We start from the raw sequence: 11,928 nt of genomic DNA on the forward strand, positions 1-11,928 counted from the left end.
CCTTACCTCTTAGATTACTTTTATAATTCCTGATAGTGAAATATATACCTTTATAATTTCACCAACTTCGTATTTATTTGTACTTGGTACTATTAATTTTACTCCATCATCGGTTTCACATTTGTAATATAAATTCCCTTCTTTAGGAACTTGAACTACATTTAATTTAACTCGTAATAATTCACTGTTGGTTTTTTTCTTTTCCAAACTAATTGAATGTGGATCAATATAAACAAATCCGAAATTTTTATATTTGTTTCCAAGCGTGTCTACAAAACTTGATTCAAGCATTGTAATATTTTTATCTTCTTTTGTATACGGTATTTTGTTGTACTCACCTAGTGAATTTTCAACCGTCTTGTATTTATTTATCAAGTGCTCACGTAATGTAATTTCTTTTAATTCATTACGTGAATTTTCAAATAATGAATTTGGAACAAATTCATCAATTGTAAAATAATCATCTATAACTATTATTGATTTATCAGTTTCTCTATTAATCATATTTTTAAATACAACATTTAGAGCTTTTCTATCAGTTTCATTTAAGTGTGAAACCATGTTGTATATAACTATGTTGTTTGCACCCAACAAAAACATTGAAACAATTTTTATATAAATCGAATATAGACTCGAGTTAATCATTATCTTTCTGGTGTCTATTTCTAGTTTAATAGAAATTGCACTTACTTGTTTTTGAACCTGGTTGAATACACTTGATATTTTATTCATCAATATGTTTTTGTAGTTATCAAAGTTTTCCTGTGTACCAAATGTTATCTCATTATTTTTTACTTTGAAATGATAACTATGAATTCATTCTTGAATTTTAATTTTTAAACCAAGTACATCTTCTGTTAGATTTTCGAAAATTACTTTTTCTTGTTTTTGAACAAAATCTTTTCTTTCTTTTTCGTTGATTACAATTCATGGACAAAGATCTGAAACTTTTTTAATTGGACTTCTCTTTTTCTTTGAAAATTGTTGAAGGATTTTTGACGTTAGTACATTCAATACTTTTATTTCAGATGCAATTTTATTTTTCAAATAAGAAACTTCTAGGTCTATTTTTTTTAACTCTCTAATAACAATTCAGTTAGTTTCTTTGTATTGAAAAAACTTACTTAATGATTTTATATTTTTATCTTGCTTAGCTTGATATTCACACGAACATGAAAATCTCATATCGTTAATTGAGTGAATCTTATCTCAAAGACTTTGAAAAAAAATAATTGACAATCGGTTTTGCTTGATTCTTTCATATGTTCTTCAATATTCTTTTAATCAGTTTGACAAAATTGTATTCGAGTTAATACTGTCTTCGTTTTTTATCATTGATAAATTTCTTTTATTTATTGAATTAGTAAATCTTTCCAAGTCACTTGTTTCAACCTCAATTGATGTTTTGATTCAATTAGTAATGCTCTTATCGATTTTATCTTTCAATAAAGTTTCGTTAATATTTTTATTTGATTTTTTATAACTTAAGAAAGTGTATTTGTTTTCATAGTATCTAGATTTCAATAGTTTATACGCGTTTAAGTTTGCTTTAACTGAAAAATAATATATTAATTCCTTTGGAACAAATCGTGTTCAAAAACCGTCTGCTTTAGCACTTACCACACGACGCTTGGTTCAAGATCTATTTAACCTTTCTTCATCATCAATTTCAAATGTACCCTGTGCAATATCATATTTCCCACTTAAAGCATTTAAGATGTGTTTTGATTCTTTGTGGTTAGTTGAAATCAAGTATTTAACTTCGTTTGTATCAACATTAAAATTTAGCTTTTGAGGGCTAAATTTTTTGTTACTATACTTTAAATCGACAATTTTGAAACTCATATATACATTTTAATATATTAGTTATACATTAAGTATTTAAATAAAAAATATATGCAATGTAAAACAAATTAGCATATAATAATTTTATTGTAAAAGGAGATTTATCATGCCAAAACAAAATATACACCCAAAGTACTTTAATGAAGCTACATTCGTTTGTGTAACATGTAGTTCAAAATTCGATATGGGAACAACTTTATCTGCAGAGGTAAGAGTTGATACTTGTTCAAAATGTCACCCATTCTACACAGGTAAACAAACATTTGCGAATGCAGAAGGACGTGTTGAAAAATTCAAAGAAAAATTTGCTAAAAAAGATGCAATGGCAACCGCTCCAAAAACAACAGTGTCAAAAACTGACAATAAAAAAGTTCAAAAGCAAACTGTTGTTACAGACTTGAGTGATTTAAAAGAATTCAACAAAGCAATGGCAACTGAAGCTAAAGTTGAAGCTAAACCAGCAGCAAAAAAAGCAGAAACAAAAGTTGAAGCTAAACCAGCAACAAAAAAAGCAGAAACAAAAGTTGAAGCTAAACCAGCAGCAAAAAAATAGTCCCATTAAAGGACTATTTTTTTATTACTAACTAAGAAGAGCACTTGGTTTTATTTTTCTAATTTGATTATATGTAACAATCATTGTTGAAGAATAAATTAAGAATAAAATTGCAAATACCATTAAAGGCATTCAAAATTCAAAACCTATAGGTAGAACAAATCTAGTATTTGTTGCCACAAGCCCTACCCCTCAAACGAAGAAAAATCACGATGCACTAAATCCCACAATAAATACAATTACCACACCAATGATATAAGGAGTCAGTATTTGTCTTAGTACGTAGTAATTACTGTATCCAAGTAATTTCATAGTTGCTAAGAATTCTTTGTTGTCATTTATAACCAATATAGTTACAAGCAATATAATTATCATCGAAACCAAAACTGCGAGCGTGATCAATCCAATAACTATTATGTTTACAATATCTGTTATCTGTGCAAGTATTTGTTTTGACTCATATATTGGGGCCATTGTCTTGAATGTAGATACACCATATCCTTCAACAAATTTATCAAAATCAGGTTCTCCAGTTATCGGGTTGATGACATAGTTTCCATTCATACCTTGGGCACTAAAATCTGAAAAGCGTTGTGATGTTGATAACCCCCTTGTCATGTCTTTGACTTCAGAGTCAGAAGAATATTTATAGTTAAATATTGGAAATGAGTTGTTAAATGATGCATCAATTATTTCATAAATCTCTTTTGTTTCATTATTTGAACCGTTCATTTGAGATTTAAAAACTTGATACTGAGTTAAATTATTTTCATACTCTTTTGTTTCAATTATTTTTATCAAACTATTTAAAACATCATCTACATCATTTTCGCTATAACCCTTAGAAACTAATCATTTTTTGTAATCTTTGTTTTTCGCTGTTTCTGGAACAAATCAACTTCCGAACATTTGTGATTGGGTCTTGTCATATCCTATTGCTTTATTGGCGTTGTCATTACTTATTCAAGCTTGCAACTGACCATAACTTTTTTGTATTCCAACTACTTCGAATTTTTTAGTGACATTTTCAAATCCAATTTTCAAATTACCATCAGAAAATTTTTTATGAATTGCAGTTTGTTCAGTTGATGTTCTTGAAGTTCTTGATGTAATTTCACTACCGCCAATTTTAACAGGTGACAACGATAAAATTGAAGCATCAGCAAAGTTCTTACCATCTGTTGATTGCACTGATTTTGCGGAGTTTGATCTAAACTCGGATTCATACATTGGGGCTCCACCTCTGTTCATGGCCCCAACTTTTACATCACCTGGTTTTAGTGTTTCAAAATCTTCATCTTCATTATTTTTTGATTCCAAAGTATCATTTTTTATATCTAATTCAATTAGTGAATTTTTATTTATATTAAATTTCTTTGAAACACTTTCATTAATTATTATTGGTATATATTCATCTTTTGGTTCTACCTTAAATAGTTCATCTTTGTTTTTATCAAACTCTACCAGTGAATTGTTTTTATCAATACCATTAACTTTTATCAAAGAATTTTGATAAAAAGCATCGAACATGGTTCCTCGAGTATCTGTATTAGGATTGAATGGCACAATATTAAAACCAAGTCCATAATCCTTATTGTTATTAATCGCATCCTTCATATATTCTTGAACAAAATACGGGGCTCTTGAATAACCCGTTTCTAGAATAGCAACACCAATTCTGTTATCAACCATTGAAATAAATCATGTGACCAAATGTCTATTTAGATCCATTATTTTATCAACTGTTCACTTTTTTTCATCTTGTAATTCTGAGTTTGACAAGTCAATTAAATCAATGATTTCATCATTGATAACTAATTCCAAGTCGTGACCGTTATCTTTTTTGACTATTTTTAAATCATCAACAGACTTTGGTTCACTAAATAATATATTTTTACCCTTAGATAAAAAGTGACTTCTATTTATTTTTTCATCAACTTTTTTTACATCAACAAAATTATTTTCATTTATTAAAAATTCTTGATTTACAGTCAAGGGCGGACCGACAATATATGTTTGATAAAACTCTAACATATACTTATTAAACAAAATATATTGTTCCCTTGTTGGTTTTTTTGTTAATTCTGTATCCTTTATTACATTAGATAAATTTCTCTTTAAGTTTGTGTAATCAGTTCATTGCGTAAGCAATGCTTGCATTGCAATTCCACCGATAATACCAGAAGGTGTTTTGATGTTTGGCAAACTATCTAACGCTTTGAAGAAACCGGTTGAAAAAGTCGTTCAATCTGAAAATCCTAATCTAGCCCAGGCTGTTGTACTTTCTAGTGGGATATCGTGATTGTAATAAAAGTTACTAATATCGCCTGTTATAAATTGTTCATAAATTTTATTAGTATCAAAAATCACTTTTCCAAGTTCGTCTGTTGTCACGGCGTTAGAAGTATAAGCTTGTGTTTTTGGCGAAACTCCATTTTTCTCTGTAGAGACACCTCCCATTGATATATCTAATAACTTTGCATCAGCATTATTTGGTATCGGAAATCCCCAACCTTCCATTTTATTATTTTTATCTGGGTTGTATGTCTTATAAAAAGATAACGGGTTAGACGAGATTGGGTCATTGTATTCAACTTTATTTTGATAGTTAAGACCATCAAATGCCTTATCTTTATTAGAATCCAAAATTTTTGGAGTAATCACTGTTATCGATAAAATAAATGTTGAAACAATTATTGTTAATAATGTTCCTAGATATTTTTGTCATGAAGTTGAAAGAACTGCCACTCTTAATCTTGGTTCGAATTTTTTTCTTCTTGAACCAATGCTTTTGATTTTCATTTGTATAAACCCGATTGAATTGGAATTCATTTTTGTCAGCAATCTTGATGGTGTCTCTTTTATTGTTAAATAAGCACACAAGAATGTAATTGCCAATAATGCAAATCAAGTTGTAAATATTGAGTTAACCAATGATATGACATTGAAACTTGACATCACAAACGAAACCGAAAAGAAGCTAGAGAAAACATCCATTATTAATGGTGATATCAATATTGAAACAACGTATCCTATTGTCACACCAATTGCCCCCGATATCATCGGAACAGCTACAAAATTATTAACAATTTCTAACTTCTTAACCCCCAGTGCCTTCAATATACCAAGTTGAGTTCTAAATATTTCAACTTGCTTTCTAAGCATGATTATTAACGCGAACAATGAAATTCCTGCCACAACAACCAATAGTGTAATTATTACAACTTTATACGCAATTACAACTTGGTCTAGTAACATGGTTCTTTGTGAGAAAATATAATCTCCATCATTGTAACCATAAACAACTTTTTGGTTACCCGCATTGTTACCTGTTACTTTTTTAAACTCATTATCTATAGTTTTTAAATCGTATTTTATTGAGTTAAATTTTGCAGAATAATAAACCTCACTACCATAACTTGATGTTGGCATTAGTGATGATTCTGTTACACTTTGTAAATAAAATGGACTATCACCATCAACGACCATACCAAAATGTGATGGGTGCACATATGCAACCATATTTGTTTTTGCATTTGGTATCACTGATGTTTCATCAATTATTGGGGATGTGAAATCCGCAGATGTACCAAAACCAACAATTTGCATTCAATAATATTTTTTATACTGTTCTGGTAAATCGGTGTTTATATTAACAACACCTTCTAGGTCTTTCTTTACTTCAGGATTATCTCTAACGTTTAGAGTATCTCCTTGCTTGTCCAATTGAACGCGGACAATGTCTCCAATTTTTAAGCTATTTTCTTTTGCAAAATTTTCATTGATGATTATTTCTTTTTTTGCTTCAATAACATCAGTAGAAAAATTTTTACCTTTTGATATTACTAAACTATCAACGTTGATTTCATTTGTGAAATCAACGTCTTCACTACTTATGTTTGTTTTTGCTAATGCTTTTATTTTTATTTTTTCACCATCATTTGTTACGTTGCTAAAAACTCTACCTTCTGTTCTTGATCAAGAAAAGTCATACTTTTCTTTTTGTGATAACTGATTGACATAGTATTGTTGTATTAACGTTTGATTTTCTGGTAATTCTTCATCCACTGGTTGCTTTAACCTGTTGTCTGGATTGATGCTAAAAATGAAATCATTTTGTTTTGATTCTATTTTTAGTCTGTCACTCCCACCTATAATAGTTTCTTTTGTTATGGCTGAAATTGATGCTAACAATGCAATTAACATAATCAAAAGCGAAAGGCCCAATATCTGCATTTTCGTGCGTTTGGCGTTTCTAAAACCATTACGAAGCAAGAGTTTAATTGAACGTAAACTCATTTTATTCTCTCCTGTAATTTTTTGATATATAAAAAATTACACCAAAGGAGGAGTTTGTGCTTTTTTGATTTCCTTTAATTTTTGACTAAATAATATTGTTACTTCTAGTTCTTCTTCAAAATTAGAAAATAGAACATTTTTAAAAAATGTAAACAACTTAAAATATAAAAACAATTTTACAATTTTATCTTCGTTTTCATCATGGGCAAAATTTTTGGAAATGATAATTAGCTGTTCATGATCAAAAGATCTCATTCTTTTAATTTTCATTTTCAAAATTACATTTATTATTGTATAAACAACAAACAAAACAAAAGCAACTATGCCGAATAATAATGTGACTAGAAATAAATATTTCATCGCTACGGTTCTTAAAATGAATTCTAATGATATTAGATTATATGTTTCCATAAATATCATAAAAAATTTAACTGTAACTAACGCTGCGAAGATTACTGCAATTCACAAAGCGAAGATTACTTTTTTATTTTTGTTTATTTTATTAATGTTTTTGATGTTTTTGATGTTTCTAGTTTCTGCCAAACAAAATATTGTTGCATTTATAAATGACAACACAAGAACTGAGAGAACCATAAATGCAACAATCATTGAATTATAATTAATTTTTCTTGAAATCAAATCAATCTTATCAATAGCAAAAAATATAATTAAAACAATTACAAATAAAATAAAAATATTTTCTAACTTATTCTTCAACTTAATTAACATTAGTTTTCTCCAATTTTGATAATTATAGTCCTTTAAAATGGAGTTGGAATAATTTTGAAAAATAAATAAAAAAATAGTCTCGATGACTATTTTTCTTTATTAGCCTTTAGACCATCTGGTCCATTAAGGTCATATGCTTTAATTCACTTTCTAAGTGAAGACCCACTAATATTTCGTGTTGGAGCAAAATTTTCAATTGTTGCTCCAGACTTTTTAAAATCTTTGACTATTGTTTCTTTGTCTTTTCAATTGACCAAGAAAAATTCGGTTTAGCTATTAAGCTTTCCCTTTACATCCAAAGATTTCTGTTAATTCATTAAATGTGTTTTGTATTGCTTTGAATCCTGGAGCTAATAATTTACGAGGGTCAAAACCTTTCGCTTCATCATCAAGATCTTTCCTTGATTCTATGTATGCACGTGTTGCATCTCTAAATGATAATTGTAGTTCTGTGTTTACGTTTATTTTTGAAATTCCTAATGATATAGCTTTTTTAACTTGATCAGTTGGGATTCCTGAACCACCGTGTAATACCATTGGTATTTTTGATGCTTCTTGTAATGTTTCTAATGTTTCAAAAGATAGTGATTTTCATCATTCTGGGTATTGACCATGAATGTTTCCAATTCCGGCTGCTAACATTGTAATTCCTAATGAAGTCATTTCTGATGCTTGTTTAGGATCTCCAAGTTCACCTTGTCCAACAACTCCGTCTTCTTCACCACCAATTGAACCAATTTCTGCTTCAATTGATACTTCGTATTTTTTAGCAAAAGCAATTAATTCTTTTGTTTTTGCAATGTTTTCTTCGTATGGTAAATGTGATCCATCGAACATTACTGATGAGTATCCGGCTTCGATACATTTTTTAGCCATTTCTACTGTTTGACCGTGATCTAAGTGTAGAGCTACTGGTACTGTGATGTTTAATTCATCAAGTAATCCATTAACCATTCCTACTACTACTTTAACTCCACCCATGTATTTTACGGCACCCTCTGATGTTCCTAAGATAACTGGTGTTTTTGAAGTTTGTGCAGCTTCAAGAATTGCTTTAGTTCATTCTAAGTTGTTGATGTTGAAGTGTCCAACTGCGTATTTTCCTTTGTGCGCAGCGTCCAACATAGCCTTAGCACTTACTAATTTTTTGTGATAAACTTTTGACATTTTTTGTCCTCCATAATATGTATGGATATATTTTACCTTTTAAACTTTCATATATGTTGATAAATAAATAAAATAATTTATTTTTTATAATAATTGCAAATAAAAAAACACCTCAATGAGGCGTTGTAACTTATATGTTTTCTAATTCCAGATGAGTGCAATGAAATAAATTGCAAATGCTATAGCCAGTACTCAGAGCATTGGTTTTATTTCTTTTGCACGTTTATACATAACTTCAAGTATTACATAAAATATAACTCCAAATCCAATTCCGTTTGTAATTGAGAATGTTGTTACCATTAATAAAATCATGATAAATGTCATTGTTGAAATTGCATAGTTTTTTCAATTAATCTTTCCAATATTACTGATCATTAATGTCCCAACATAAACTGACGCAGCACCCGTTAATGCTGTTGGTATCATTTGGAATATTGGAAATAATGGAATCGCTAGCGCAAACATTCCTGCAGTAAACACTGCTGATAATCCAGTTCTCGCACCCGATGAAATTCCTATTGTTGATTCGAGGAACGCCGTTGTTGGAGATGTTCCTGTGGCAGATCCAATAACTGAACCTAGTGAATCTGATATAACTTGTTTTTTTGAAATTTTAATTTCCGTTTCTAATTCTTCGGACAATTTCGAAACAGCAACTAATTGCGTTCCTGTTGAGTCAAAGAATGATAAAAATAACATTGTCAAAATTGATAGATAAAACGTTGGGCTTGTTCAAATTTCGGTATTTGAAATTTGTTTTCAAGTGTTTTCAATGTTCATAGAAAAACCACTAAAATCATCATAACTTCACCCTTTTCATTTAGCGGCGTCCAACCCACCTTCTACAATTATATTGTTTTCTTGTAGTCCAGGAATATTTGCAAGTATCAGTGTTGGTACCATCATAATTAGAAGTGCAAATATAATCCCACCTTTTATATTTTTGATGTGAAAAAATAGAATTAAGAACAATGTTGAAAATGACAACAACAACGTCAATCACATATCTCCAAAGTTTGATAGCTCAGCCACCGGTATTCCAGTTGGTGCCTCAAACACGTGCATAGAAGTCAGTCCAACATAAGCAATAAAGAAACCTACCGCAACAGAAATAGCCATATGCAGTTGTTCTGGCATTGCATATATTATCGCTAACCTAGCTGGAGTGATTGATAGAGCAAAGAATAATATTGAACCGATCATGCAAGCAACCAATGCCCCTTCGTATCCAATTCCAGATCTAGCAAGAGAAAATGCAAACATCGCATTCAACCCCATACCCGGAGCTGCCACAATTGGAACATTCGCAAATAGACCCAATATTAATGTTGATACAATTATTGTTATTGCAGTTGCAATAAACACACCACCCGATGACATTAAAATCTCATCTCCATTAATTGATGGCGCAGTTCCAAGCATTGTCGGATTAACGCTTAGTATGTATAAGATCGACACAAACGAAACTAGACCACCAATAAATTCTTGACGAATAGTGGTCTTCATATCGTTTAATCTGAAATAACTATCTATTTTTTTGATTAACATTTTTTCTCCTTTTAAACACTTTTTGTTTCTTACAAAATAAAAGAACGAACTTAGTTCGTTTTTTTAAAGTGATTACCTTTTAAAAAAATTATGAGATTTTGCAGACTCACAAGGTGTATTTGTTTCCTAAAAGATATTAGCATAGGAAAATAAAAAAATTGAAATAAATCCAATTTTTTTATTTTTTATTAATATTCGTCGTCGCTATCAATTTCAGATGAGTTTTCCCCATCTTTGTTGTCTTCGTCAAATTCAAGTGTTTCGCCTGCAAAGTCAGCTTCATCAAAGAATTCTGTTGTTTCAAAATTGTCTAAGTAGTCATATTGTTTTTTGATTTCATCAAGTTTTAAGTTTTTTCTTAATGCTCAGTTTCCATCTGCTGTTAGTGCAAACCTGTTATCTAAAACTAGATCAGAATATAAATCTGCTAATAGGTCGTTTTTTTGTGTTTTTGATAGTTTCATATCTTTAGAAATTTCCGTTCAAATTTTTTCAAATGAAACAGTGTCTTCTTTTGATTTATCAAGTATATTGAATACTTGTTCGATTATTGAGTGGCTCATAATACTCCTTTGTATTTGTGTTTAATGTTATTCTACCAAATGTTGCACATATATATACAACTCTTTGATTGATTTGTTTCTATTAATTTTTGAATTGATAATTCTACTTGCTTCACTTAAAGTTATTAGCTTATTGTTTTCAATAAAACAAACACTTTTTGGATCATTTTTTGGTAGGTCAGAATAGATCGCAACTTCATTATATTTGATTACTCTAAAGTAATATTTGTTGTTCAGATTTGATTCTGATTTTAATTTTTCAAATTCAGCTTTAGATAAAGTAAATGAAACCTTGTGGCATCTTCTATTTATTAATCTATCGCTTAAATCAGATAAAGTTTTGTCATCTTCAGAAATCATATCTGAAATAATGTTAGTCATTCTGTAGTCATCAAGTAGGTAAAACTTATCTACTGGTATCACTTTGTTTTCAATGATTTCTTTAATGTATTCTAATGATTCTTTATTTTTAAATTCATATCCTTCTTTTACTAAATCACGAACTCTTTCAACTCAAAACATTAATGTGTATTTGAAACCAAGCGATGTTTTGTGACGATACACTTGTTCATACATGTGATATCTTCCAACAAAGTAATCTTCAATTGCATGTATTACTTTTTTTGAAAACACAATTCTGTTTTCTTTAACAGACATATTTGAAAGAATATAATCAATATCAAAACTCGAATAAGGTACACCAACGTTGAAAGCATCTCTCATCATGTAGTCAAATCTATCAGCATCAATCTGTGATGAGATGATTGTATTTAATACATTGTTCTTATGTTTGCCCTCTATAATAGAACAGATTGCTTCAATATCCATATTATGTTTTTTAAGCACATCATTTATCTCAGTATTACCCCTAATGATGTCAATGGTGTAACTCTCGTGTGGTTGTGAGGATACAACTTCAAAGTTGTGCGAAAAAGGTCCATGACCGATGTCATGTAACAATCCAGCTATTTTTAAAGATATCTTTTCATCATCAGTTATTTCGTTTTTTAAACCCTCTGAAGTTACAAATCTATTTACAACAAAAAACGTACCAACACAATGATTAAACCTTGTGTGTGTAGCTGTCGGGAAAACAAATTCAGTTGAGCCAAGTTGTTTGATTCTTCTTAGTCTTTGAAACTCTTTTGTATTAATTAAGTCAACATAAACTTGTTCATCAATCATTATTGATTTGTGAATATTATCTCTAATTATTTTTAACAT

General features: G+C 29.6%; 9 protein-coding genes. 1 reads left to right on the top strand and 8 read right to left on the bottom strand.

The features are described from left to right. Positions 1-9: 9 nt before the first annotated feature. The gene (locus AACL07_RS03655; RefSeq protein ID WP_338983432.1) at positions 10-1,845 is read right to left on the bottom strand and encodes a hypothetical protein; all 1,836 of its coding nucleotides are present in this window, start codon (positions 1,843-1,845) and stop codon (positions 10-12) included. Positions 1,846-1,951: 106 nt separating this feature from the next. On the opposite strand from AACL07_RS03655, the gene rpmE reads away from it, so the two are divergent. Continuing rightward, entirely contained in the window at positions 1,952-2,398 is a 447-nt protein-coding gene (gene rpmE, locus AACL07_RS03890; protein ID WP_422397418.1) for a 50S ribosomal protein L31, read from the top strand. A 27-nt stretch (positions 2,399-2,425) separates the two neighbouring features. Here the strand turns inward: rpmE and AACL07_RS03665 are convergent, their stop codons facing one another. The 7 genes from AACL07_RS03665 to AACL07_RS03695 form a co-directional block, all read right to left on the bottom strand. Next, positions 2,426-6,634 (bottom strand): ABC transporter permease, encoded by a 4,209-nt coding sequence (locus AACL07_RS03665; RefSeq protein WP_338983434.1) that lies wholly within the window; start codon positions 6,632-6,634, stop codon positions 2,426-2,428. A gap of 99 nt (positions 6,635-6,733) precedes the next feature. Beyond that, positions 6,734-7,426, bottom strand: a complete 693-nt coding sequence (locus AACL07_RS03670; RefSeq protein WP_338983436.1) for a hypothetical protein — start codon at positions 7,424-7,426, stop codon at positions 6,734-6,736. An 86-nt stretch (positions 7,427-7,512) separates the two neighbouring features. Continuing rightward, the gene (locus AACL07_RS03675) at positions 7,513-7,683 is read right to left on the bottom strand and encodes a hypothetical protein (RefSeq protein ID WP_338983438.1); all 171 of its coding nucleotides are present in this window, start codon (positions 7,681-7,683) and stop codon (positions 7,513-7,515) included. A gap of 19 nt (positions 7,684-7,702) precedes the next feature. Then, on the bottom strand, positions 7,703-8,593 hold the full coding sequence (gene fba, locus AACL07_RS03680) for a class II fructose-1,6-bisphosphate aldolase (RefSeq protein ID WP_338983440.1): 891 nt from the start codon (positions 8,591-8,593) through the stop codon (positions 7,703-7,705). 141 nt (positions 8,594-8,734) lie between these two features. After that, positions 8,735-10,141, bottom strand: a complete 1,407-nt coding sequence (locus AACL07_RS03685; RefSeq protein ID WP_338983442.1) for an NCS2 family permease — start codon at positions 10,139-10,141, stop codon at positions 8,735-8,737. A 188-nt stretch (positions 10,142-10,329) separates the two neighbouring features. Beyond that, a complete protein-coding gene (rpoE, locus tag AACL07_RS03690; protein ID WP_338983444.1) occupies positions 10,330-10,704 on the bottom strand; it encodes a DNA-directed RNA polymerase subunit delta in 375 nt (124 codons plus the stop codon). A 27-nt stretch (positions 10,705-10,731) separates the two neighbouring features. Beyond that, positions 10,732-11,928 carry an HD domain-containing protein gene (locus tag AACL07_RS03695; RefSeq protein WP_338983446.1) on the bottom strand — a complete coding sequence of 399 codons (1,197 nt, stop codon included), beginning with the start codon at positions 11,926-11,928 and terminating at the stop codon, positions 10,732-10,734.

This window comes from Spiroplasma endosymbiont of Othius punctulatus (genome assembly GCF_964019505.1).
Lineage (GTDB): Bacteria > Bacillota_I > Bacilli_A > Mycoplasmatales > Mycoplasmataceae > TIUS-1.